Origin of the sequence: Prosthecobacter sp. (genome assembly GCF_046154365.1) — a bacterium.
Classification (GTDB): Bacteria; Verrucomicrobiota; Verrucomicrobiia; order Verrucomicrobiales; family Verrucomicrobiaceae; genus Prosthecobacter.
This window is the reverse complement of record NZ_JBJXFV010000220.1, coordinates 1-25,061: the sequence shown is the minus strand read 5'-3', so window position 1 is coordinate 25,061 and position 25,061 is coordinate 1. Positions and strand designations below refer to the sequence as shown.

Genomic DNA, 25,061 nt, shown 5'->3' with positions numbered 1-25,061 from the left:
GCCCTTACTTCTTCGCCAGATACTTTGCCAGATCCCGCATCGCGATCACCGTGCAACCCTCGTCTTTGAGGTGCTGCATGTAGCTCTCAAACTTCGCTGGATCGGTGTTCACCCACGGGTGTTTGAGGTCCGGCACGCCGTGAAACGTCATCACCGCGATCTTTCCGTTCTTCGCCTGCGCAACGGCGGTCTTGAACTGCTCCAGCGTGCTGTCCGGCTTTCCATCGAAAGCCTGCGGCAGCGCCAGCAGATCATCTTTCGTCGGATCGAATGCCTGCGCTCCACCCGCCCGTGCAAACTGGTAGCCGCGCTCCCGCAGCAGCTTCACCGCCGCCTCGCTTGTCTGATAGCCGGGGTAGCAGAAGCTCAACGGCTTCGGAATGCCGTATTTCACGCACTGCTGCTCGATGAACTCCACATCCGCCGCCAGTTGCTCCGGCTTCTGCTTCGCCACGCCCGCGTGCTTCCGCGTGTGGTTGCCGATCTCGAAGCCATCCGCGTGCAGCGCCTGGATCTGCTCCCAGGTCATGTAGTGTTTCTTGTCCACGAGGAACTCAAAGCCCTCCGTGATGAAGAACGTCGCCCCGAACCCATATTTCTTCAGCAGCGGTGCCACATAGTTCGCCTGACTCGCCACGGAGTCGTCAAACGTGAGCACGACAAGTTTATCCGGCACCGCTTCGGCGTGCAGCGAGCTGACGAGCATGAGAGCAAAGAGGAGATGTTTCATGTAGCCGCATACTTTCGGAGGCTTCACCGCTCTGCAAGCCTGGAAGCAGAAGCTCGAAAGCCGCGTGCTCGTTGCGCGTTCATAGCGGCCATGACTCGCCTGCTTTGCCTTTTCTCGCTTTGGCTCGTCAGCTCGCTGCATGCGGCACCGAGGCCGAACATCATCTTCATCCTCGCGGACGACTACGGATGGGGTGATCCGGCTTGCTACGGGCATCCGTATGCGAAGACGCCAAACATCGACCGCCTCGCGCGGGAGGGCACGCGGTTCACGCAGTTCTATGCCACCGGCGTGACCTGCTGCCCGGCACGCACGGGCCTCATGACCGGCAAACGGCCAGCGACCTTTGCGAAGTATCCCGCCAGCTTTGGCTTTGGGGATCGCGTGACGGTCACGGAGCTGATGAAGAAGGCTGGTTACGCGACGGGCCACTTCGGCAAATGGCACATGGGGCCGACCGTGACACCGGGGACCTATGGCATCGACGTGATCGGCTCCGACGAGGAAAACGCGGCCCCAAAGCCGGTCGATGGCGGCAAGGACACGCGTGTCTATGATAACGCCATCGCCTTTCTGGAGAGGCACAAGGATGTGCCCTTCTACATGAATGTGTGGGGTCACATCACGCATCATCCGGTCGATCCTGCGCAAAAGTTTGTCGATGAGTTCGCCAGCTTGAAGGTGAAGGACGCCGACTTCTCCGACTACCAGCGCGAGAAGTTCGCCACGGTGCGAAAGCACGGCGGCGATGTGGATGACTCCATGCGGCGCTTTCTCGGCGAGGCTTTCTCCATGGATCAAGACATCGGTCGCCTGCTGGCGAAGCTCGATGAACTCAAACTCACCGAAAACACCCTCGTCGTCTTCAACAGCGATCAAGGTCCCTCATCGCCGCAAGATGTCCTGCGTGAGCGCACCGCCGCCAATGCCGCCAAGAAGCCCCTCACCACCGAAAAAGCCCGTCTCGCGCATCATCTGCTCGGATACGCCGGTCCCGAGGTTCGCGGTGGAAAACACGGCGACTACGAAGGCGGCGTGCGCGTGCCCTTCATCGTCCGCTGGCCTGGAAAAGTGCCCGCAGGCCGCGTGGACGCTCAATCCGTGCTCAGCGGCACCGACTGGCTGCCGACCTTGTGCGCCATCACCGGTGTGACCTTCAACGCCGCCGACTTCGATGGCGAAAACGTCTCCACAGCCCTCCTCGGCGGCATCCATGAGCGCACGAAGCCACTGTTTTGGAAAGTGAACTCCGAGAAAGCCGATCCCACCCTGCGCTGGCAAAACTGGAAGCTCCACCTCCCGCACCGCGCACGCGGCGAGATCGAGCTCTACGACCTCTCCAACGACCCCGGCGAGCGTCAAAACCTCGCCACGCAAAAGCCCGGCCTCGTGCAGCAACTCACCACTCGCCTCAAAGCCTGGACCGACACGTTGCCCAAGACTTACGAGCATGGGGAGGTGAAGGACAATTGAGCGCACATCTCACGGCCTCACCAGCCCCCACGCGACGGCTCGCAGGCCCTGCGCACCACCGCTGACCTTCGCCATCTCGAAGGTGAAGACTTCCTGCCAGCTTTTGCCGCCGTCGGTGCTGCGCAGGATGTTGGAGCGTTTGTTGTTCACGCATACGAGCGTGCCGGTGTCGGAGGCGGTCACGTTGCCCTCGGGTATCGCGGCGGGCAGATCACGCCAGGTTTTACCATCCGCGCTGGCACGCGAAAGCATGCCGCTGAGCCAGAACTCTTTGCCGACGAGGCTCATCGTCGCACGCTTCGTGCCGGTGGGATGCGGCCCGGTCCAGGTTTCGCCACCATCGGTGCTGGTCCAGGCGTTCTCGGCTTCCTTGTCGGTCATGGTGAGCACCTGTCCATTGCAGAGCAGCGTGCCTCGGCCCGCCGAGGCCTCCAGACCCTTCGGTGCGAGCCAGCGCCACGTTTTACCCAGATCATCGCTGGCGAAGAGATTGCCAAACTTCGCGCCGGAGTCGACGCGATTATCTCCGAGCGCGAGGAAGCGTCCGCTGGCATCGCCGCAATACACCGTGCCGACGTGGTGCGTGCTCAGCTTGCCACGCGGATCGTCTTTGAATTTTCCCCACATGCCGAAGGTGTCGAAGGACTGTCCGAAATCGCTCGTGGCGGTAAACGTCATGTAGCCGCTGCCGACGAAGGTGCCCTTACCACCCGCGATGCCCCAAGTGCCGGGCATCACGCGTAAGTCGCCTTTGCCTTCTGGGAGCTTCGCCGTGCCTTTCGTGAGGTGACGCCAGTTCACCGCGTCGTCGGAGGCTAAATAAATCGTCGCTGCACCCCAGCCCACGGGCACCGCGAAGACGCCACTCGTGTAACCGACCGCCTTCGTCGCCCACGGCCCATGATCCGCACCCGGCGCGGCGAAGAACACCTGCTTCCACGTTTTGCCATCGTCCTTCGACACGATGATCCGCGCCCCATGCCCCACCGCGACAAACGCACCCACCTTCGGCTCCGGTTTGAAGTCACCGCCCAGCGGGATCGATTCGCGAATCTTCACATCGTCGGGTGATTCATCTGCGGCGAAGGCGGAGGCGGCAAGCAGGAGGGGCAAAAGAAGTGTCTTTTTCATGAGAGAGGCATGAACGAACCAGCCTGCGTGCATCTGACAGGCCATTGCCAGACTCAGGGCACTCGATCACGACCCATCCCGTCCACGGGCTGCTCGATGACGACGCGATCCTTTCCGGCGAGTTGGATCAAGTCCGGCAGGTCGTAGTGCCTCAGCACGCCATGAACCATGTTCACGGTCTGGTCGAAAGTCTCTCCCTCGCCGACGAGGGACTCGTAGCTGGTGATCATGCGGCGCAGCGTGATCTTGGTGAAGGCATCGGGTTCCAATGCAGCAGCATGGAGAGCGGGGATCGCGGCCTCGCCAGTGGCGATAAGTCTCACCGTCGCCGCTTTGGTCTTCAAAACGCGTGCCCAGCTCCGCACATCATCCGTGCGCATGCCGACGTAGCTTTTGCCCATGAGATAGGCGGTGAGGATTTCGAGGTTGTCGCGGCCGAAACGGCCTGCGCCGAAGGCTTTGCGCCTCAAACCGGTCTCCGTCTCGCCGATGCCGCGCAGTTCGGCGGCGAGGACGAGGTTTCCGGTCTTCACGAGCTGCTCGATGGCGACGGCATCCGCTTTGAGGCTCTCGCCATGCAAATAGAGCACCGCCTGACCACTCGGCTTGGCAGGCGTGTAGAGCAGCGCGGGCAGTTGGAAGGCGTTCTCGGCCTTCAAAGCGAGTTTTTCGAGGGTGAAGCCATCGCGCGTGATTTGAGCGAGTGTTTCGACTTGGGGCTCCTCGATCATTTCGGAGGCTCCGATGGCCTCGAGGAGGGTTTTGGGCCCCAATCCGCTTTCACGGGTCGATTTGAGCTTCGTGGCGGTTTCCGCATTGATTTGAAAAACACTGCGCTCGCCCGGCAGCAGCCTCACCTGGCCTTTCGGTGTGCATTGAAGCTGCTCGGGCGTCCAGTCCGGCATGCTGAGAGCTCGAAGCTCCTCGTCGGTGAATGAATCCGGCAGTTTCGCGACTTCGCGCACGACGATGTCTTTGCCGAGAAGATGCCGCGCCATGAATCGCGTCACCGCCTCGCGGAGTTGCAGCGTGAAGCCGTGCGGCGCATCGGGTGCCGCGAGGTCGATCATGTCCGGATGGCCGAGGCGCGAGTAGAAGCGCTTCGCATCGCGAAACAGCTCCCACGTGCCACCAAAGTCGAAGGTGACATCCCGCGTGCCCGCGCAGATGAGCGTGGGCTTTGGCGCCCGCATGATGCAGTAATCCGCCTCATCCATGCCAAAGGCGATCTGTCCGACGATGTTCTGCTCGCCATCCTGCGGGCCTTTGGTCTCGATGAGTTTCCGAAACGTCGTGAGATAGCAACCCGGTGCCGCGGCGAGGATGCGATCATCCAGCGCCATCAAATACGCGGTCTCCGTGCCGCCGCCGCTGTTTCCCGTGCAGCCAATCTTGTCCGCAAGGATGTCTTTGCGGCTTTGCAGGTAGTCGATGACGCGCATGCCGTCCCAGATGCGGAACTGCGCCGCATTCGCGCCGATCAAAGCGCTGCTGATGGCCGTCATTGTGTGCTCGGTGGTACACATGAGCCGCACATTCGGATGCGGCACCTTCACATGCGGCGCATCGTCGAAAACAGCCCGTTCCTTCGCCAGATCGAGCATCTGATAGCGCTCACCCTGGCCGATGGGATCGTAGCACATCGCCGCCATGCCGTGGCGGGCCAGCAGCATGCAGATGAGCTGATACTGTCCCACCGCCTTCCCCTCATGACTGTGCCCGCACGGCACCAGCACCGCAGGCCAAGGCGGCGGCGTGTTCGGCAGGTAAAGGTTCGCCGTGAGATGAAACGCGGGCCGCGTCTCCAGAATGATCTTCTCCACGCGATAGCCCTTGCCTTGCAACGTGCCTGTGATCTGCGGATTCAGCGGCGTGCGCTCCGGCAACCCGCCAATGCGTTCCAGAAAAAACGCCCGCCGCTCGTCCTGCCAGCGTTTGCATACCGCCTCGCTCTTGATCATCACCTCAAACGCCGCGCTACGTTTGTCACAGAGCGCATTGAACTCACGCACAAGCCATCCCTCAAACGCCTCCGCCGGTTTGGATGCCGGATCGAGCACGGTGAGTTCATCCGCAGCCATCGCGGAGCTGAGAGCGAGAAGTAAAAGAAGGGAGCGCATGCCACGATTACGGCTCCCGCCACTCGCCCTTCCAAATCGGGCCGTGATCGAGGCCGCGCTTGTCGCGGTAGAGGCTGAACGTCGTCTCCATGTCCTTCAGGAACTGCGCAAACGCGGCGTCATCGCGACGGAAGAGTGATTGGTCATCGTCAGGGATCAAACCGGCCTTTCGCAGGGCGAAGTGGAGTTGCGTGAGGTTGTGGCCGAACATCGCGAGGCGTTGGCGCTGCACCTCGGTGGCGCATTCGGCGAGGGTGGCGTGGTAGTGCTGCTCCATGGTGGCAAAGAGCGGCGCGTAGATGGTGCGCATGACTTCCTCGTTCACCTCGTAGTTGGCACCTTTGTAGATGGGCGACTGCGCTGCTTTGTGCGTGGCCATCTTGGCGTCGAGTTCATCGTAAAGCGCCCGCATGTGCCGCCAGCCAGGGCCGTAGGCGCGTTCGAGCCACTCGTTGAGGGTAGCGCTGACATCGAGCTGCGGGTTCCAGAGTTGTTTCGCGAGCAGGTAATTGATCGGCGCGTTCACGCCCCAAGCGCTGGTGCCAACCATGCGGGCACCCCAGGCCTTGTTTTGCGCGGCGGCGGGCAGTTCGCGTTTCAAAATGTCGAGGCTCACCGGCAACGGTGCGCCGTGGAGGCTGCGCATCCAGGTGGAGTAGTTGTGGTAAAAGAGATGCGGTGTGATCTCGCTCCAGCGCTTCATCAGGCCTTCGAACTCGGCGCGATACAGCGGCTTGAGCAAACCGTAGCCGTAGTAGTTCAGCGGTGCCCAGCAGAGGCTCACGTTGTCCGGCAGCTTCGGCGCGTTCGCGGGCGGATACTGGTAGTTGTAATACACGAAGCCGCCGAGCCTGCGCCCGGGTCGCTCGCGGGCGATGATCTCGCCGACGCGTTGGTAAAACGTGAGCATTGCGCGTGCGTGGCTCGGTTTGCCGTGCGGATCGGTGTCGAGCAGCGGCTTGCAACGCTCGCAGGTGCAAAACCCGCCGCCATCGGTGGGCGAGATGCTCGACATCTCGCGCTTCGGATTACGATCCATCGTTTCGATGACGCGTTTGGTGAACAGCTCCACCAAACCGGGCGCGGTGGTGCAAAAGAAGGTCACCTTGCCGTTGCGCTCAAAGTTGCCGCTCGAAGGCTGCCACTCGGGATGTGCCTCGATGTCCGCAGGCTTCAAATAATCATCCCACGAGTGCCCGTAGCCGGTGACGAAGGGATGTAGCGCGTTCGTGAGCCGCTGATGCTTCATCCAGTCGAGCACTGGAACATAGCGGGAGGTGATCTCACGGTCACTTTCACCGAGATAAGCCACCGAACGCGCCGCCAAGCCCGGCTGGCCGCGAATCGGCTCCTTTAGCTCGATGCCCAGTATCTTCAGCCTCGGCACATCCTCACCGAGCGGCCCCGGAAACAGCCATCGCGCACCGATAAAGCGCTCTGCAAAATCCAGCACACCCCATAGCGTCCCATGACTCGGCAGCGCCCAGGTGCCCTCCGGCATGCTGTCGTTGCCTGCGATGATGATGCCGCCCTTTTCACTGCGGATCTCAAATCCATCATGCGGCAGCGAATCATCCGCCACGAGCCGGATCGCTGGGCTGGACTCGCAGCCAGCAGCGACGAGCAGCCTTTGCAGCTCCTTCGCCGCCCACTGGGTCGTTTCACTCGCAGTTGCCGCATGGTGGATGACCGGCTCGCTTTGAGCGTGAGGCAGCAACGACAAAAGGAAGAGCAGGACGAGGGGGCGCATGATTTTTACTCCATCCAAAACGAGAACAACCGCCCGTTCTGCACGCTGAACTCCAATCTCACCGGCTGGTCTTTCCGCGCAGAGAGCTTCGTGAGTTCGGGAATGGCGATGTCGATGGCATCGCCTTCCTTGATCGTGATCTTTTGCAGCGAGGCGCCGGACTCATCGAGCAGGCTCACCGTGAGGATGCCGAACTTCGCCGCCGCATTCACATGCAGCGTGCCGCCGTCGTGGATGAAGGGCTTCGTGCGCAGGATGCCAGGTAAATAGTTGCCCTCCATGCCGACAAAGCGGTCGCGTTTGATCGTGGCGAGGCCGAGCGAGCCGCGAAATGGCGACACACCGGCGAGCAGCTTCGGATTGTCCTCAGGAATCCAGCGCGTGCTGTGCAAGCCATTGCGCCCGGTGTAGTAAAACCACAGCTCATCTCCGACGACGAGCGGATCGGTTGTGGGCGGCGAGATGACGCTGCGATCCCATTCGCCAAAGCCGCCCTGCGCGAGGAAGGGCGAGCGATCGCTGAGACGCTGCCAGGTTTTATTGTCGCGACTCACAGCGAGCTGGATGGGCAGCGTGACGCTGTCGGGATTGTTCAGAAACATGTGCACGAGGCCGATGTGCAGCCCGGCATACGGAATGCTGCGCATGTCATAGATCTCGGTGGTGGGCGAGTCCTGCGCATCGCTGGCCATGACGAGATCGCCCTTCTCCGGCGTCCAGTGGATGAAGTCGGTGCTTTCGCAGCGGATCACGGCGCGACCCGCGTTGTATTGCAGGTTCGGCTCGGCGGCCTGCGCGGCCTTCTTTTCATCGGTAACGACTCCAAATGCTCGTCCGAGCATGATCCAACGCTGATGCTTCTCGTCCCAGTTCACGTGGATCGGCGCATCGAGAGTCGCGTAGCTCGCGGGTTCGTTGTGCGGCGTCCAGTGGATGCCATCGGGGCTGAAGGCCACACCCAGCGCCGTGAGTTTGCCCGGCTTCGATGTGGGCGTGCGTTGGAACTTCCGGTCGATCCACAGGTAGGCCATCTTGTAGCGCTTTTGCGGATCGGTCTCGCGCTTGTCTTTGATGACGCCGCTCGCGTAGCAAAAGTAGGTCCATCCGCGCTCGCGTGAGCGCAAATAGGCCAGCTTTTCCGGCGGCGCTTCTTTTTGATCAAACTCGAAGCCGCTGAGGATCACGCGATTCGTCGGCTCCGCGTCGAACTCGGGGAACAAGTGCAGCTTCGGCCGCTCCCAGTTGATGCCGTCCTTGCTCGTGAAGTAAAACACGCCCGGTCCGCCGCCATCGATCCACGCTTTGAAAATGCGCTCCTCCTCATCAAAGAGCACCGACGGCAAAAAGTAGCCCTCCGGCTCCCATTTCGCCCGCGGCACGATCATGGGGTTTGCCTCGTGCTTCCGCGCCTGCTGCACGCGCCGCGTGAGATGCTCGGTGTGCTCGATGAGGTGATCATCGAGGAAAAGCTGATGCTCTTTGCCGATGCGGATGGGCTCGACTGCAAGGACTAGGACGGGCAGAAAGATGAGCAGAAATCGCATTCCCGAACTACGGCGCCGATGGGTGTCGTCTCGCTAGGTGCCTCGATCTTTGACAAACGATTGGAGGTACAACAAACTCGCTCATGGTTATTCCTCACTTCTGGGCTGAGTCGCGCCTGCAAAGCAAAACGCCAGCCAAACAAGTCACGGTGAAGCGCTGGGGGTGGTCAGACATCAGCCAGGAGGATGCGCAATCAGTCGCAGATCGACGTGCTCAAGAGGCGATGGAACGCATTCTCAGCGGCGAGGATATCCGTCGCCGCGAACTCAAGGATGCTTATGGCGCTGAAGACGGTGTGCCCATCCGCGAGGAGGTCATCTCACGCCACGAGAACGCCATCGTCACACGCAACAGCTATGGGTCGCTTTGCCTCAATACTCCGAATGTATTTTTTGCGGATGTGGATGCGCCTTGGCGGGGTGCCTGGAGGATTCATCCAGCGGGATGTTTGTCGGTCGTAATCGCAGGCATCGTCGTCGGTATTTGGCAGCGATCACCTTTACTCGGTTGTGCGATTGCCATCGGCATCCCGTGGCTGTGGTCTCTAGTAAACAACTCCGTCAACCGCATGCGCCGTCCGACAGCCGAGGCATTGGCTAAGCAGGAGAATCTGGCGGCCATTCGCTCGTTTGCTGCTTCCCATCCCGAATGGCATCTGCGTGTCTATGAGACACCAGCGGGTTTCAGGCTGCTCGCAATGCACGCTGCGTTCGATCCCACGGGCGAGGCGGCCAAAGCGGCTCTTAATGATCTGAACTCCGACAAACGATTCGCCACACTCTGTGCTCTTCAAGCCTGTTTCCGAGCACGAGTGAGTCCAAAATACTGGCGGATGGGCTACAAGCCAAAGGAACTCCTCCCCAAGTCCAAGTGGCCATTTCCCCCAGAGCATGTGCAGCGCCGGGAGAGATGGGTGGCTGGTTACCAAGCGATTGTTCCCAAATTTGCCTCCTGCCGTTTTATCGAGCGGCTCGGCAGTCCCATCGTTCATCCTGATGCCGAAAGTGTGCGTGCATTGCACGACCAGCTTTGCCGGGCCGACTCCAGCTTGCCCCTAGCCTGACACTGCACTCAGTATTCAGAGCATCTCGGATCGATCTTGGCCTCACCACGTCAGGACAGCCGTGCACAGCGGAGGCGACACGCGGCCCTCACGCTCCACGGCATGAATCTCAAATCGGTAAATGCTGGCAGGCAAAAGCTGCCGACTCAGGTCGATCTGGTGGGCCTGCGTCTCCAGCGTGGCCTGCGGCAGCACCTCTGCCTCGCTGAAGGCCGCGCTCGGCTTCACCAGCACCGGCGTCACGCGATAGCCCACCGCACCCGCGACCGCTTGCCAGCTTAACGTGCCCTTGCGCATCACCGCGTTCGTTGGGGCAGCCAAATCTTGCGCCATGGCACTCGGAGCGCGGATCGACACACGCCAGGCATCAATGCGGCCATTCGCGGGCGAAACGACCACGAGCGAATCTTTGCCCGCAACGGTCATGCCCGCATTGCCGCCGCTGAGGCTCGTCAAAACGTGAGCGTGGCTCCACTCGCGGCCATTTCCATCGGCGGAGAGGTAGAGGCGGCAGTGATTCTTCGAATGCGCTGTGAGCAGCGCCAGCACGCCATTCGGCAGGAATTGCAAAGTCGGTAACTTGCCATCTGCGGCCATTTTCTCCGGCGCTGACCACGTCTTGCCGCGATCCGTGGATCGCACGCTCACCAGCGATGCCTTGGCGCTGCTGCCCGTGCGCACGATGGCCAGCCAGTCACCGGCTTTCGTCGGCGAAACGGTCGTCTCCAGCCACGGCGTCGTCACCGGTGCTCCCGCCTTCACCATCGCCGCCGCAGTCGTGATGCTCGAAAGCACCGTCCAGCGCTTGCCGCGATCCACCGAGGTCAAAAGCAGCGCGTGATTGCCATGCTTGCCCCAAGCATACGCTGGCATAAACAACACACCCTTTTCATCCTCGAACGTGTGTGGCAGCGGGCGCGCGATAACACCGAACTCCGCCGGACACTCGATCACCGCCGCCTCTGGTTGCCACGTGCGCCCCTGATCCTTCGACATCGCGATTTGATACGCCTCCGCCGGCACATCCTTCGCTGTCATCTCTCCGCGCTTCTTGGGATCAGGCACCCAGCGGATGCCAAACGCGAGCAGGTCGCCATTGCGCAACTTGTCAGCCCACAGATCGACCATCTTCGGCATTGGCCAATCATCCGGCTGCGCCGTCCACGTCGCCCCACCATCCTCCGAAATACTCGACCCTGTGCCGCCGCTGCCACCGAAGTCATCGGGATGATTCGGGTAAAACATCAGCAGCCGATCTCCCGCCGAAACGATTTGTCCGCCGCCTGTGATCCCCGCACGCTCGATGACCGACACACGCGGCCGCACGATGACCTGCGGATCAGCAGCCCAAACGTGCACACAAACGGCGAGAAGGAACAAAATGCATTTCATGATCTCAATGAACGCGGATGACGTGTGGGGATTGCCGAAGCTCTGGATTCGGATTCGCTAGTCTAATTTTAAGGGCTGCCGCCCCAAGCTATCCAGCCACTCGCCAAGCACCTCGGTGTGTCCGGGCCGAGTTGCTTCATCAGTTCACTCTCGCTGGGTGTGAGATCAGCAAAAGCGGTGGTGGCGAGCGAGAGGAGTAGGAGCAGGGGTTTCATGGGATCACTTCCACATCCACGGTCACCGCATTCATCTTCGGCGCATCATGGATGTAAAGCAGGCGCCCTGGACTGATCTCGCGGATGCTGGTGTAATTGAAGCCGACTTTGTCGGAGATGACGTGGTGGGAGGGCCAGGTTTTACCGCCGTCGAGGCTGAACATGAGGCAACTCGCGGGGCGGCCATAGCTGCATGCCAAGATGCCGTTGCTCATCTGCACGAGGTCAGGGAGGACTTTGCCGACTTCGAGCTTGATGGGCGTGCTCCACGTCTTGCCGGCGTCGTGGGAGAACATTTGCTTCATGCAGGAGTCGCGGTCGCCACGGATGACGGCGGTTTGCTCGGTGGCGCTGAGGCGCACGACGGCGGATTCGCCGCCGGGGCCGATGGTGGAGAAAAAATTCCACGTTTTGCCTGCATCCGTGCTGCGTATGAGGTGGGACATGCGGACGGTGTTGTTGCGACCATCGGGCAGCTTTACGCCTTTACGGCTCCACACGACCATCGTCGCGCCGCCGTCGGCGTCGTTCCAGATGTGGCGCTCGCAGATGATTTGATCGCTCTTGGACTCGTTCGTGTATTCCTTCGGCAAGACGATCTTGTTGTCGATCATGGTGAAGCTGGTCGCGTCGGCGTTGAGATGCACCGTCTTGCCGATGACCGATCCATCCGGCTGCGTGCGTGTCCAACGCGACACAGCGAGGATGCTGCCATCGGGCCGCCGCAAACACGGCAGCGGCGTGGTGTCGAGTTTGTCGAGGCCAGGGATCGGCGACCATGTTTTGCCCGCGTCGGTCGATTTGAGCAGGCCGTAGGGCTCGTAGAAGGCGTCCGGCCCTTGAGCGACACTCATGAGGAGCAAGCCCTTGCCCATGTCATAGAGATAGGGCCGTGTCTGGCGGATGTCGTCGCGCTTGATCTCCCACGGCTCACTGACAGTGAGCTTGATCGGGTCTGAACCGGCTGCGCTGGCGGCTTTGCGCACGCCGAGCTTCACGGACTGCCAGATCGCCTCGCCCGTGGCCGTCTTCGCGCTCGATCCGAACTGAATGAACGGCTCAGATGATTCCGCAGGCTTCCAGAACGCGCCCTGGCCCTCGACTTTGCGCTCACCATCGACCCACATGCTCATATCCTTGCCGCGAATGACGAGCCGGTAGGTGTGCGCGCGGTTCGTCGTGTCCATCGGGATGAAGCGGTCCGTGTGACTCGCTGCTTGGTTTGCAAACAGCACGAGACCTTCCTGATGCTTGCCATTGCTCACCAGCACGGACACCGGCGCACCATCACGCCACGGCCAAAGCGACGACGCGGTCTTCTTCGGCTGCGAGCCGGTGACGCTGGCGACCTTCACCGTGGCCTCGACAATGATCTCGTCATCCGCACCCGCCTTCCATGCGGCGCGATAGTTCGCGAACTCTTTCGAGTCGTCGATCAAGCGCAGGCCGTCGGCTTCGATTTTGGCGTTGGGAGTGCCGTTGGCGTTCCACAGAGCGGCAGGCAGCGATTTGGCGTCGTAGTTCACGAGCCAGGTGATGTCATCGGCGGCGGTAAGCGGGCAGCATGAAGCAAGAAGGGCCGAAAAGAGGCAGAGGCGCCGAATCATCATGCGAATGGCCCCGCTTACTTCTTTTTCGGTTCGGGAGTTCCCTTGGCTTTTTCAGCAGCCGCTTTGGCTCTGGCTTCGGCCTGTTTTTTTGCGGCTTCTACGGCCAAGGCTTCGAGCGCTGGCCAGGAGGCCTTGGCTTTGTCGAGTTCGGCGGCATTGAGGCCCAAGGCTTGCAGCACGCCGATGGCCATGAGCTTGTTGCCCTCGGCGTTCATGTGTACGCCGTCGCTGGTGAGCACTTTGACGTTCGGTTTGTTCTCCGCCTTGATGCGCTCCTCAAACATCGCAAACAGATCGGCCATTGGGACATTTTTCTCTTTGGCGAGCTTGCGGAGGAAGTCGTTGTAGGGCGCGAGCAAGCCGTTCTCTTTGCTGCTGAGGTTTTCCTGAATCACCGTCGCTGTCAGCAACACCGGCTTCACGCCTGCAGCCGTCGCCTGGTCGATGATCGCGGTGATGTTCTTCTGGTAAGTGCCACGCGCGGCGACTTTGTCATCGTAGGTGCCGCTCTTCGCCATCGCCTCATCCAGGGGCACGCCGCGCGGCCCGTGCCACACATCGTTCACGCCGCAGCTCAGCGTCATCCACTGCGGTTTTTTGCTCAGCACGTCTTTGTCGAGCCGTGCGAGCATTTGATCCGACTTGTGACCGCTGATCCCGGCAGGAACAGGCTCGGCTTTGATCCCATTTGCCTCCAACCCCGCGATCACGAGCCGCACATAGCCCGCCGGGCTGCCCCAGCCTCCCGCCGTGATCGAATCACCGAGGAAGGCGATCTTCTCGCCGCTCTTCACGGCGATTTCAGCGGTGGCAAAAGTGGGAGCGAGGAGTGTGGCGGCGAGGACAGGAAGAAGTCGAAGTGTGAGGCTGTTCATGGTGGGTCCAAGCAAACGAGCCGCCGCATCCATCCTTTCTCGCACTCGAAAAGATCAACCAGCACGTCATGGCTTGAAGACGGCGATTTCCTTCGCGGAAACGACATCCCAGGCGCGCACGGTGCCGTCCTGGTCGCCGCCGAGGATGAGATCGCCGGCTTGATTGGTGGCGAGGGCTTGGAGGAAGGCGGTGGAGCCGGCCAGTTGCTTCACTTGACCGCCGTCGCTGGTGATGAGGCGGAGCTTGGTGTCACCGGCGCTGGTGGCGATCTGATCAGCGGCACCGAGGTAGCGGATGCCGGTGACTTCCTTGTCCCAGCCATCGACGCTCTTGCGGCGGTCGCCGGTGGTCCAATCCCAGATTTTGACGACGTTGTCCGCACCGGCGCTGGCCAGCAGGCGGCCATCGGCACGCCACGAAACGCCGAGAACGTGATGCGTGTGGCCTTCAAAGACCTTCACGACTTTGCCGGTGCTCAAATCGGTGATGCGCACGGCTTTGTCGGCTCCGCCGGAGGCAAGGAGCTTGCCATCGGGGGTGAAGTCGAGCGCGAAGATGCTGTCGAGATGGCGCTCGGCATAAGTGGTGGTGAGCGTGCCGGTGGCAACATCCCACAAGGTGATGTCGCCGCTGCGGGACGGTTCGCCGCTGCCGATGGCGAGTGTTTTGCCATCGGGACTGAAGGCGATGCTGTTGGCGCGGTCGGTGATGAGTGATTTGCCGTCGCCGGTGCCGAAGCTGCGTTCCAGCACCCAGGTGGCCGTGCTGCTGCCGGGCGCGATAGGTTTGCCGTTCACGGTGCTCCACGCGAGCGGTGGGCCGGCATCGAAGGTGGCGACGAGTTCGAGGCCGTTGGCGGAGAACTGGAGTGCCTTGGCCTTTTTGAGGCCGGTGGTGAGTGTTTTGGCAATGAGGTCGCGCTCCGCAGTCGCCTTCTCGAGTTCCTTCTTCACGACTTCGAGACGTGCCTTGGCATCGACGACGTTCTGTTTGGCCTTCTTCTCGTTTTCAGTGACGAGTTTGATCTCGTTGGCAGTGTCGGTGATGGCGGACTCAGCGCGTGTGAGGGCCTCTTGAGCGAGCTTGAAGTCACTGGCGGCCTTGGTGGCCAGCGCTTGCGCATCGGTGTTCTTTTTGACCAAGGCTTCGTCAGGCTTGCCGGTCGATACCTTGGCGACTTGATCGGCGATCTCCTTCGCGACTTTGTCAGCGGCGGCTTTGGCGTCTGCCTTGGGTTTGACGGCCTTTTTTTTGTCTTCGAGCGCCAGCTTCGCGAGTTCAACGATCGCGGTTAAATCGGCGGCCTTTTTTGCGTCGCTAGCGGCGAGTTTGATTTCGTTGGTGACGGTGGTGATGGCGGTCTCGGCGCGGGTGAGGGCTTCCTGCGCGAGTTTGAGGTCGCTGGCGGCCTTGGCAGCCTGGGCTTGAGCTTCGGTGTGTTTTTTGGCCAACGCCTCATCCGGCTTGCCTGAGGATGCCATGGCGAATTGAGCACCGATTTCCTTCGCCGCCTTCTCGGCGGCGATTTTGGCGTCTTCCTTGGGCTTGATGTCCTTCTTTTTTTCTTCGAGGGCTTTTTTCGCGAGATCAGCGAGTTCGTTGGCTTTCTTCAAGCGGTTGGTCTGCTCGGTGGCATCGGTGTCGGCTTTCTTGATGGCTTCGTTTTGATAGGTGACTTCAAGCGTGGCCCGCACGGCACCGAGGCTGCGCTGCGCGAGCGTCTGCTCGGTGACCAGATCTGATTTGATGAGAGCGATGAGCTTGGCACCGGCGGTTTCAGTGAGCTTGATGCTGTTGTCGGCCTCCTGCGTGGCGGTGAACTTGGTGGAAGGGGCGAACGCTGGTGCTGCTGTGTTGCGTTTCCACAGCTTCACTTCACGGAAGCTGCCGGTGGCGAGGCGGGTGCCATCGGGGCTGAAGGCGAGGGATTGCACGACATCGCGATGCGCGACGCCGGGTTGTTTGTAGAGGCCGGACTTGAGCAAGGTCTCGTCGGTGAGCTTGGTGACGAGGCTTTGCGTGGGCAGATGGTAAAGGCTGATCTGATTCGCCCGTGCTGCAGCGGCGAAGTCGCCCTGCGGGGTGACGGCGACGGCGTAGATCGACTGCAGGCCGGGCGGTAGCGGCTGCCAGGCGATGATGACTTCTTGTTTGGCCGAACCCTTCGCGCCTTGATCGATCCAGGCTTTGAACAGCGCGAGTTGCTCGGTGGTGAGGTTCACCGCGCCGACTTTATTGCCCTTCGGCGGCATTTCAGAATCCCAGGTGTGTGCGGCAGCCTGAAACATGATGCTGTCCGCGCCTTTGCCGGGGACGATGCCCTTGTCAGTCTCGCCGCCTTTCGCCATGAGTTCCGGTGTCTCCATGTTGAGGCCGCCCTTGGTCGTGGTCTTGTTGTGACAGGCGATGCAGTTGTCTTTGAGGAAAGGACGAACCTGCTGGTCGTAGTCGATGGGCGCAGGATTTGCGGCAATGACGAATGACGAATGCAGAATGGCGAATGTAAGGCTGCGGCGGAGCATGATGGCAAAGTACGCAGTCAAAGGTGCCAATTGCGCATACGGTGTGGTCAAAGGCCCGGCTTCTTGTTTTTTGGGAGGAATTTTTGTCCGGTTTTTCTTTCTCGCTTGGGTTAATGGCAACGCATGAACACTGCCGAAACCCACGCCGCCCAGGTTTTCCTCGCCCATCACGACTTCGTGAAGGGCGTGGCGCTGAAGTATGCACCATGGCCGGGATTGATGGAGGACATCGCGCAGCAGGTTTTTTTGGAGTTCATGGCGAAGGAGTCGAAATGGGATCTCAGTAACGACGCGAGGCCGCTGTTGGCCACGATGACGCGCCACATCGCGATGCGGCTCTGGCGGGAGCGCACGCGGCAGCAGCCGGTGGTGGTGCAGAAGCTGGCGGATCATATTCGATTGCTGGCGGAGGAGCGAGAGCAGCCGCCGCGTTACGAGGAGGAGATCGGCGTACTGCGCTCCTGCCTGCAAAAGTTGCCGGAGAAGAGCCGCGAGCTGGTGGAACTCTATTATTACAACGACATCGGTACGCCGGAGATTGCCGAGCAGGTCAATATGAAGGCGGACACGGTGTGCCGGGCGCTTTCTCGTGTGCGCGAGAAGCTGCGCGAGTGCATCCAGCAATCCATGCGGCAAGGAGGATCCGCGCATGCTTGATTCTGACACCTTGATTCAACACTACCTCGAAGGCACGCTCAGTGATGCCGAGGCGGCGCAGTTGCATGACTTGCTCAAAGCGCAGCCAGAACTGGGCGTGCGGCTGCTTCAGCACTTCGAGATGGACGCGATGCTGCGCGCCACGAAGCCGTTGGCCGCGAACAACATCATCCGGCCTGCCTTGCTGCCGAAACGTCGCTTCACTTACGCTACGGTCACCAGTGTGGCGGCGCTGGCGGCCTGCATCACGCTGCTAGGCACTTGGATCGTGCTGCCGTGGCTGAAATCGGATGTGGAAGAAACCAGTGCCTCCGTCGCGGTGCTCACACGCGGCGTGAATCTCGAATGGGAATCCGCCGCCATCACGCCCGGCACGCCGCTTTCGCCTGGCTTGCTCAAACTGAAGTCGGGCATCGCCCAGATCGAGTTTTATCAAGGTGCCCGCATCTTGATCGAAGGCCCCGCCGAGCTGCAGCTCGTCTCCAGTGGCGAGGCGACCTGCACCCGCGGCAAACTCAGCGCCAACGTGCCGCCGCAGGCCAAAGGCTTCCGCATCAACACACCCAAAGGCAGCATCGTCGATCTCGGCACCGAGTTCGGCCTGGATGTGAATGATGCGAAGTCTGAAGTCCACGTCTTCAAAGGCGAGGTCGAGCTGCACCAGGCCGCCGAGTCGATGACATCGCTCAAAGAAGGCCAGGCGATGGCCTTCGCGGACGAATCGCAGCTCCTCGCCGCGAATGCGTCGAGCTTTGCCTCGCTGAACGAAATCAACGCCCGCACCGCCTTGTCAGACCGCTCTCAGTTCGAGCGCTGGCAGGCACAAAGTGCCAAGCTGAACGCCGATCCGAGTTTGAAGCTCCATTTCGACTTCCAGGACGACGAAACCGCTCGCTCGCTGCGCAATCATGCCGCGCAAGGTGAGGATGGCAGCATCGTCGGTGCTTCATGGACCGCTGGCCGCTGGCAGGAAAAGCGTGCGCTGGAGTTTCGCAACGTCAGCGACCGCGTGCGCCTCGGCATTGCAGGCGAAACGAAAGCGCTCACGATGGGCGTATGGTTGCGCGTGAATGGCCTTGATCGCTCCTTGAACTCCATCTTCATGTCCGAGGGCTGGGGTGACCGCAAAGTCCACTGGCAGATCACTCGCGATGGCCGCATCCGCCTCGGTGTGGCCGGGAAAGCGAATGCTCATCATGTGGACTACGACACGCCGGTTTTCTTCACGCCTGAGCGCTTCGGCCGCTGGATGCACCTCGCCGTCGTCTTTGATCCTGCGACCAAAGAAATCCGCCACTACGCGAATGGTGATCAGTTGGCCCGTCTGCCGCTCCAAGACGCGTCGGCGCTCAAACTCGGCATCGCCGAGCTGGGTAACTGGAATGATAGCCGCCACCAAGGCGGCGTCGCCATCCGCCACCTCAGCGGCGCGATGGATGAGTTCGCGTTGTGGGACCGTGCGCTGAGCGATGCGGAGATCTCTGCGCTTGGCAGGTGATTCTGCAAAATGAGTCCTTCGATCAACGACTTAGACGCCTCCCGATTCATGAAGCATCTCTTCCTCACACTCGCCTGCCTCGCCTCCTTCGCGAACGCCGCAGACACCTCCAAGCCCAACATCCTCTTCTTCTTCGCCGATGATCAACGTGCGGACACCATCGCCGCGCTGGGCAATCCGGTGATCAAAACGCCGAATCTCGACCGCCTTGCTCATCGCGGTGTCGCCTTTAACCGAGCCTACATGCAGGGTGGCATGAATGGAGCCACGTGCGTGCCATCACGTGCCATGCTGCTCTCGGGGCAGAACTTGTTTCACATCGACGAGAAGCTGATGCGCCATGAAACGTGGCCCGAAGCCTTCACGAAGGCCGGCTACACCACTTTTGCGAGCGGCAAATGGCACAACGGCAACACCTCGCTGCCGCGCGTGTTTCAGATCGCACGCTCCATGTTCACCGGCGGCATGACGAACCCGATGGAGGCCAAATTGAGCGACGTGGTGGATGGCAAGGTCGCCCCGGCCAAACCCAGCGCCAAACACGCCTGCGAAGTCTTTGCCGACGAAGCGATCCGCTTCATCCAGCAGCAATCGAACGGCCCTTTCTTCGCCTACGTGCCTTTCGATGGCCCGCACGATCCCCACATCGTGCCGGACGATTTCCCCATTCGCTACACCGCCGATCAGATCCCGCTGCCGCCGAACTTTCTGCCGCAGCACCCCTTCAACAACGGCGAGATGGCCATCCGCGACGAGCAGCTCTTGCCCTGGCCGCGCACAGAAGAAAATGTGCGCAGCTTCCTTGCCGAGTACTACCGCTACATCTCCTTTCTCGATGTGCAGATCGGTCGCGTGCTCGCCGCGCTGGAAGCCTCACCGCATGCAAAGAACACCATCATCGTCTTTTCAGCCGACAGCGGCGTCGCGCGCGGCAGTCATGGCCTGATTGGCAAACAAAACGTCTATGAGCACTCCATGCGCGTGCCGCTCATCATCGCCGGTCCTGGCATCTCTGAAAACCAGCGCACCGAGGCGATGTGCTATCTCTTCGATCTGCTGCCCACACTCGGCAAACTCTGTGGCATCAGCGGACCCAAAACCAGCGACGGCATCGACTTCAGCGCCACGCTCAACGACTCCACAAAGCCCGCCCGCAGCCAATTGATGTTCGCCTACCGGAACGTGCAACGCGCCTTCACCGACGGCCGCTGGAAACTCATCCGCTACCCGCAGGTGGACCGCACCCAGCTCTTCGATTTGCAAGCCGACCCCTTTGAAACCACCAACCTCTCCGACAAGCCCGAACACGCCACCAAAGTCGCCGAACTCACCACCGCCCTCGAAAAAGAAATGCAGCAAAGCGGTGACACCGCCGCGCTCAAAATCGCCACTCCAGAGCCCGCTGAGTGGAGCCCGCCAATGAAGGGTGCAGGTGAGAAGAAGCGCAAGAAGTAGGTGCCAAGGCCGCCAAGCCGCTGCTGCCCAGCAAGTGGACGCGCAGCTAAAAATCGTCCTCGGGCAAGGAAGGTCGCGTATTCACATCGCTTTATGGCACTTCTGAGGACATCACGAACGAAGGCTATCGCCGCCTGCTCGTGAGAGTGGCATCAGCCGGGAAAGCATCCCTGGGAGCAAGTGCGACTTCATCCGCTCTATCGTCATTTGACACTACTATCTCGCCAGATATGCCCCGCAGCTCTCGCGGACGATGAGATGCGGGGTGAGCAGAAGACTCCGCGCAGGCAATGTTGGGTTCGCTATGCGTTCGCGCATGGCGTTAAAGGCGGTGACTGCAATGTCGCGGCATGGTTGTTGGATCGTGGTGAGGGGGACGGAGAGCAGGGTGGCGAAGCGCACGTCGTCGAAACCGACGACTCGGAGGTTGCTCGGCACTTTAATGTCGAGACGCGTGAGAGTTTGTAGGAGTTGGGCGGCGGTGTGGTCGTTGGTGCAGATGACGGCGTCGTATTGGCGGCCAGCAGTAAGTTTGCGGACAAACTTTACGTCCCCGGGATCACCAGCGTGGAGGAAGTCGCGTGGGACTGTGATTCCTTGGTTGTGCATGGCAGCGCTGGCTCCGGCTTTGCGGGCATCGACGGTGGTGGCAGAGAAGGGACGCGTGACGAAGGCGAGGCGCTTGGATCCGAGTTTGATGAGGTGATCGGCGAGCAGGTAACCGCCAGCGAAGTTGTCGATGCCGACGAGATCAAAGCTGCTGCGCTGAGGAAAGTCGCTGATGTCGCGGTCAATCAGCACGACGGGGATGCCTGCGTGGCTAAGGCGCTCGGTGATGCGGCGGTTGGCGGCTTCGTTTTCGGTGGTGTGCTCGAAGGGTGCGAAGAACACGCCGCTGACGCCGGTCTCGATGTAGCGGGCGCAGAGTTCTTCTGCTTCCTCGATGCTCATGGACTTGTCCGTGCTCGGTCGCGTGCTGCCGCCCCAGTGCATGCCGAGATCATTCACTCGCGCGAGGCTAGCGAGTTCGCCGCAGATGACGTCGAAAATTTCGATGCGTCCGAGTCCCGGCACGATGAGGCCAAGCTGGCGGACGCTAAGGCTGGCATCGCGATCTTTGCGCAGGTAGGTGCCGGAGCCAGCGCGGCGCTCTAGCACGCCTTTCGTTTTCAAGTCGAGCAACGCACGAGCAATCGTGGGTCGGGAGACTTTGAAGCGCTTCACGAGCTGAGCTTCACTTGGCAGGCGATTCGAGTGATCGTGTTTGCCCGCGAGGATCTCGGAGAGCAGTTCACTAGAGATTTGCTGGTGACGTGGGGGCTTCTTCATGGGCTGATGAAGACCTTACAGCTAGAGAATCTGTCATGACAACTTTGTCTTCTACGCAATGACAGAAGTTTGCGCCGACTGCTCATTCGCTTCAAGCTGAGGTTTCCCATGAACTCTCGCCTCTTACTTTGGTCCATTGTCTCCGCGCTCGCGGGATTTCTGTTTGGCTTTGATACCGTGGTCATCTCGGGAGCGGAGAAGACGATCCAGGCGCTGTGGGCTCTGAGTCCTGCGATGCACGGTCTGGCCATGGGCGCAGCGCTGTGGGGCACGGTTTTGGGGTCGCTGGTGGGGAGCTGGCCGACGGATCGTTTTGGACGCAAGAAGACGCTTCTGTGCATCGGGCTGTTGTTCCTAGTGGGCTCGCTGTGGTCGGCGTTTGCGAATGAGATATATGGCTTCATGATCGCGCGATTCCTCGGTGGAATCGCCATCGGCGTGTCCACGGTGGCGGCACCACTTTACATATCGGAGATCTCGCCACCTGAGAGTCGCGGGCGGTTGGCGGGGATGTTTCAGTTCAACATTGTGTTCGGCATCCTCGTGGCCTTTGTCTCGAACTCGCTGCTCTCGGGCATGGGTGACAACTCATGGCGCTGGATGCTCGGCATCATGGCGGTGCCATCGGTGCTCTACACCTTCGCGTGCTTCATCATTCCTGAGAGCCCGCGGTGGCTGCTTTCGCGCAAAGGCGACCGCGCGGGTGGCATCGCGGTGCTGAAGCTCATCACGCCAAATGCCACCGCTGCCGGACTCGAAGCCAGCGCAAATGCGATGACCACCGCCAACGACAAAGCCAGCTCCGCGCAAGGCTTCTGGCGCAGCGGCATGAAGACGCCGATTCTCATCGCGATCCTTGTCGCATGCTTCAATCAGCTCTCCGGCATCAACGCGATCCTCTACTTCGCGCCGCGTATCTTTGAACTCACCGGCCTCGGACAAAAGGCCGCGCTACTGCAATCCGTCGGCATTGGCATCACGAACCTTATCTTTACCTTCGTCGGCCTGTGGCTGATTGATCGTCTGGGCCGCCGCACGTTGCTTTACATCGGTTCGTTCGGCTATATCGCCTCGCTGGGGCTTTGCGCGTGGGCCTTCTTCACCGAGCACTTCGCCATCGTGCCCGCGTGCATCTTCGCCTTCATCGCCGCGCACGCGATTGGTCAGGGCGCGGTCATCTGGGTGCTTATCTCGGAACTCTTCCCTGATAAGTTCCGCGCGAAAGGCCAGTCGCTCGGCAGCTTCACGCACTGGATTTTCGCCGCGCTGCTCACGACTTTCTTCCCAAAGATAGTGACCGCCTTCCCCGCTGGTTATGTATTCTTGTTCTTCTGCTTCATGATGGTGCTGCAACTTGTCTGGGTGAAGCTCATGGTGCCGGAGACGAAGGGCCGCAGTCTGGAGGAAATCCAGCGGGATCTCGGCATATCATGAGCAAGCCGCGCATCCTCTCCTGCGGTGAAGTGCTGTGGGACCTGTTTCCTGATGGCGCTCGCTTCGGCGGCGCTCCGGCGAACTTCGCCTGCCATGCGGCGATCCTTGGCGGTGAGGTGTCCATGCTGAGTGCGGTGGGCAATGACGCGCGTGGCGATGAAGCTATCGCGATTTTGAAGGGCTTCGGGATGGATACGTCGTTAGTTCAACGCAACGCGGATGCGCCAACGGGCAGCGTCGGCGTGAGCGTGGATGCGGCGGGCAAACCAAGCTTTGAGATTCATGCGGGATCGGCTTGGGATCGTTTGGAATGGACGACTGAACTTGAAATACGCATCGCGGAGACCGATGCGATCTACTTTGGCACTCTCGGGCAGCGCGGCGAAGTATCATGCGCAACAATCCGACGAGCGCTGAGCGTTGCGAAGGCACGCGGCATCCTGCGTGTGCTGGATGTGAATTTGCGCTTGCCGTTCTATGACGCAGTGCTGATCCGCGAGTCCATTGCGTTGGCGAGCGTGCTGAAACTGAGTGACGATGAACTGCCCGAAGTTGCCGCTGCTTATGGCATCGCGATGACTGTGAAGCAGGAGGACACGTTGCAGACTTTACGTGAGCAAAATGGGCACGATTGCGTTGTGATGACGCGTGGTGCGGATGGCGCACTCCTGGTCTCCGCCCTGGGCGCAATCGACCAGCCCGGCATTCCGACCACGGTCGTCGATACCGTCGGCGCGGGCGACTCATTCACGGCGGCTTTCGTGCTCGGTTTGCTGCGAGGTGATGCGCATCAGGACATCCTTCGCAAAGCTTGCGAAACAGCCTCGGCAGTATGCGCGCAATCGGGTGCCGTGCCTACCTTGATCAAAGCTGAACCCTCTTTTTCCATCTCATGAAAACACACCTCGCCTTCCTCCTCTGCGCTCTCGCATTGTTCACCTCCACCGCCCTCAGCGCGCAGCCCCCTCAGCGCTCGCTGAAGCTCACGGGCGATCTCTTGATCCTGCCAACTTCAGATCGTGCGGCCTTGAAGAAGGGCGAGGAGACGGCGGACTCGGGCTTGCTGGAGGTGATCGTGGACGGGATGCTAGTTCACCGAGTCAACGGGATCTTCCCACGCAAGGTGGAGGATGCGAAGTTCTGGGCGTTTCTCGACATGAAGGAATTCAAGGGCAAGGACGCGATCCTATGCATCACCCGCGGGTCGGCGGTGCTTCGCGGCGCGGAGATTTTGGGCTGGATGGAGAGCAGCGACACGATGCGGCACACGCAGCCGATCTACAAGGAAGGCGGGCGTCCGCAGTTTCACTTCAGCCAGATTCAGGGCTGGAACAATGACCCGAACGGCATGGTCTATTCCGACGGGCTTTGGCATCTCTCGTGGCAGTGCAATCCGGTGGGGACGGGCTTCGGCGGCTGGTATTGGGGCCACGGGGTGAGCGAGGATTTGGTGCATTGGCGCGAGGCTCCGCGCACCTTGCGCTCCGGTGGCGCGAAGGACGTGAATCGCTATCCTGGCATGGCGGATGCGAATTGCTTCTCCGGCGGCGCGGTGGTGGACCACAACAACACGCTCGGCAAACAGGTCGGCCAGCAGAAGACCCTCATCGCGGCTTTCACCGACAGCCCGAGCGGCGAGAGCCTCGCGTATTCCACCGACGGCGGCTTCCGCTACACGGTCATGCGCGACATCAATCCCATCATCGTGCATCCCAAGCCCGAGGGCTCGAAATGGCTCGGCAGTTACGGACGCGACCCGAAGCTGTTCTGGCATGAGCCGACGAGGCGCTGGGTCATCGTCACCTATCGCATGGGCCTGAATCCCGATGCCATCTCCGGCCACATGGCGTTCTACACGAGCAGCGATTTGAAGAAGTGGGAGTTCCAATCCATGACCGAGAAGCTCTTCCCGGAAGACCGCCAGCCCGTGGAGAGGCAGGACTTCCACGAATGCCCCGAGTTTGTCGAGTTGCCCGTGGATGGCGACCCGAAGAACAAAAAGTGGGTGCTCATGGACGCCTCGCCGAAGTATCAAGTCGGCACCTTCGATGGCAAAAAGTTCACGCCCGATGTGAAGGAATATCGCCACAGCATCTTCGGCGGCATGAAGGCCGCACAATGCTTCAGCAACGCGCCCGATGGCCGCGCCATCATGATGATCTGGGTGCGCCAGGGCTTCGGAGACAACGTGCCCTTTGCCTCCGGCTTCACGCTCCCGCTGGAGCTGACCCTGCGCACCGCCGACGACGGCTTGCGCCTGT

Annotated in this window: 19 protein-coding genes; 8 read left to right on the top strand and 11 right to left on the bottom strand. The window is 60.8% G+C overall.

Annotated features, from left to right (window positions below):
• Positions 1-4: 4 nt before the first annotated feature.
• Positions 5-730, bottom strand: a complete 726-nt coding sequence (locus ACKVY0_RS27800; protein WP_409218139.1) for a polysaccharide deacetylase family protein — start codon at positions 728-730, stop codon at positions 5-7.
• A gap of 90 nt (positions 731-820) precedes the next feature.
• On the opposite strand from ACKVY0_RS27800, the gene ACKVY0_RS27795 reads away from it, so the two are divergent.
• The gene (locus ACKVY0_RS27795) at positions 821-2,203 is read left to right on the top strand and encodes a sulfatase (RefSeq protein ID WP_409218138.1); all 1,383 of its coding nucleotides are present in this window, start codon (positions 821-823) and stop codon (positions 2,201-2,203) included.
• Positions 2,204-2,212: 9 nt separating this feature from the next.
• On the opposite strand, the gene ACKVY0_RS27790 is transcribed toward ACKVY0_RS27795, so the two are convergent.
• Genes ACKVY0_RS27790 through ACKVY0_RS27775 form a run of 4 tightly spaced genes read right to left on the bottom strand, consistent with a single transcriptional unit; the run spans position 2,213 to position 8,748 of the window.
• The gene (locus tag ACKVY0_RS27790) at positions 2,213-3,334 is read right to left on the bottom strand and encodes a hypothetical protein (RefSeq protein WP_409218137.1); all 1,122 of its coding nucleotides are present in this window, start codon (positions 3,332-3,334) and stop codon (positions 2,213-2,215) included.
• 53 nt (positions 3,335-3,387) lie between these two features.
• Positions 3,388-5,454, bottom strand: a complete 2,067-nt coding sequence (locus ACKVY0_RS27785) for an alpha/beta hydrolase family protein (protein WP_409218136.1) — start codon at positions 5,452-5,454, stop codon at positions 3,388-3,390.
• A gap of 7 nt (positions 5,455-5,461) precedes the next feature.
• Positions 5,462-7,204 (bottom strand): DUF4838 domain-containing protein, encoded by a 1,743-nt coding sequence (locus ACKVY0_RS27780; RefSeq protein WP_409218135.1) that lies wholly within the window; start codon positions 7,202-7,204, stop codon positions 5,462-5,464.
• A gap of 5 nt (positions 7,205-7,209) precedes the next feature.
• Entirely contained in the window at positions 7,210-8,748 is a 1,539-nt protein-coding gene (locus ACKVY0_RS27775; protein ID WP_409218134.1) for a hypothetical protein, read from the bottom strand.
• A gap of 83 nt (positions 8,749-8,831) precedes the next feature.
• On the opposite strand from ACKVY0_RS27775, the gene ACKVY0_RS27770 reads away from it, so the two are divergent.
• Positions 8,832-9,812 carry a hypothetical protein gene (locus ACKVY0_RS27770; RefSeq protein ID WP_409218133.1) on the top strand — a complete coding sequence of 327 codons (981 nt, stop codon included), beginning with the start codon at positions 8,832-8,834 and terminating at the stop codon, positions 9,810-9,812.
• Between the two features lie 42 nt (positions 9,813-9,854).
• Here the strand turns inward: ACKVY0_RS27770 and ACKVY0_RS27765 are convergent, their stop codons facing one another.
• The 5 genes from ACKVY0_RS27765 to ACKVY0_RS27745 all read right to left on the bottom strand — a co-directional run bounded on the left by ACKVY0_RS27765 (position 9,855) and on the right by ACKVY0_RS27745 (position 16,427).
• Complete coding sequence (locus ACKVY0_RS27765) at positions 9,855-11,204, bottom strand: sialidase family protein (RefSeq protein ID WP_409218132.1); 1,350 nt, start codon at positions 11,202-11,204, stop codon at positions 9,855-9,857.
• A 68-nt stretch (positions 11,205-11,272) separates the two neighbouring features.
• Positions 11,273-11,419: a hypothetical protein gene (locus ACKVY0_RS27760; protein WP_409218131.1), complete on the bottom strand. Its 147-nt coding sequence runs from the start codon at positions 11,417-11,419 to the stop codon at positions 11,273-11,275.
• On the bottom strand, positions 11,416-13,029 hold the full coding sequence (locus ACKVY0_RS27755; protein ID WP_409218130.1) for a hypothetical protein: 1,614 nt from the start codon (positions 13,027-13,029) through the stop codon (positions 11,416-11,418). Before ACKVY0_RS27755 ends, ACKVY0_RS27760 begins: the two co-directional genes overlap by 4 nt.
• 14 nt (positions 13,030-13,043) lie before the next feature.
• The gene (locus ACKVY0_RS27750; protein WP_409218129.1) at positions 13,044-13,904 is read right to left on the bottom strand and encodes an SGNH/GDSL hydrolase family protein; all 861 of its coding nucleotides are present in this window, start codon (positions 13,902-13,904) and stop codon (positions 13,044-13,046) included.
• Between the two features lie 66 nt (positions 13,905-13,970).
• Positions 13,971-16,427, bottom strand: a complete 2,457-nt coding sequence (locus ACKVY0_RS27745) for a c-type cytochrome domain-containing protein (RefSeq protein WP_409218128.1) — start codon at positions 16,425-16,427, stop codon at positions 13,971-13,973.
• Between the two features lie 123 nt (positions 16,428-16,550).
• Here ACKVY0_RS27745 and ACKVY0_RS27740 point away from each other — a divergent pair, with 123 nt between their 5' ends.
• From ACKVY0_RS27740 to ACKVY0_RS27730, 3 genes are read left to right on the top strand one after another with little or no spacing between them, the layout of a single operon-like run.
• Positions 16,551-17,084 (top strand): RNA polymerase sigma factor, encoded by a 534-nt coding sequence (locus tag ACKVY0_RS27740; RefSeq protein ID WP_409218127.1) that lies wholly within the window; start codon positions 16,551-16,553, stop codon positions 17,082-17,084.
• Entirely contained in the window at positions 17,077-18,582 is a 1,506-nt protein-coding gene (locus ACKVY0_RS27735; protein WP_409218126.1) for a LamG-like jellyroll fold domain-containing protein, read from the top strand. The genes ACKVY0_RS27740 and ACKVY0_RS27735 overlap by 8 nt, the downstream gene beginning before the upstream one ends.
• A 48-nt stretch (positions 18,583-18,630) precedes the next feature.
• On the top strand, positions 18,631-20,037 hold the full coding sequence (locus tag ACKVY0_RS27730; RefSeq protein ID WP_409218125.1) for a sulfatase-like hydrolase/transferase: 1,407 nt from the start codon (positions 18,631-18,633) through the stop codon (positions 20,035-20,037).
• 216 nt (positions 20,038-20,253) lie between these two features.
• Here ACKVY0_RS27730 and ACKVY0_RS27725 read toward each other — a convergent pair whose 3' ends face one another.
• A complete protein-coding gene (locus tag ACKVY0_RS27725) occupies positions 20,254-21,366 on the bottom strand; it encodes a substrate-binding domain-containing protein (RefSeq protein WP_409218124.1) in 1,113 nt (370 codons plus the stop codon).
• Between the two features lie 108 nt (positions 21,367-21,474).
• Here ACKVY0_RS27725 and ACKVY0_RS27720 point away from each other — a divergent pair, with 108 nt between their 5' ends.
• From ACKVY0_RS27720 to ACKVY0_RS27710, 3 genes are all read left to right on the top strand, one after another.
• Positions 21,475-22,800 (top strand): sugar porter family MFS transporter, encoded by a 1,326-nt coding sequence (locus ACKVY0_RS27720; RefSeq protein WP_409218123.1) that lies wholly within the window; start codon positions 21,475-21,477, stop codon positions 22,798-22,800.
• The gene (locus ACKVY0_RS27715) at positions 22,797-23,696 is read left to right on the top strand and encodes a carbohydrate kinase family protein (RefSeq protein ID WP_409218122.1); all 900 of its coding nucleotides are present in this window, start codon (positions 22,797-22,799) and stop codon (positions 23,694-23,696) included. The genes ACKVY0_RS27720 and ACKVY0_RS27715 overlap by 4 nt, the downstream gene beginning before the upstream one ends.
• The coding region (locus ACKVY0_RS27710; protein ID WP_409218121.1) for a glycoside hydrolase family 32 protein at positions 23,693-25,061 on the top strand (1,369 nt) is incomplete at its 3' end. The genes ACKVY0_RS27715 and ACKVY0_RS27710, both read left to right, overlap by 4 nt.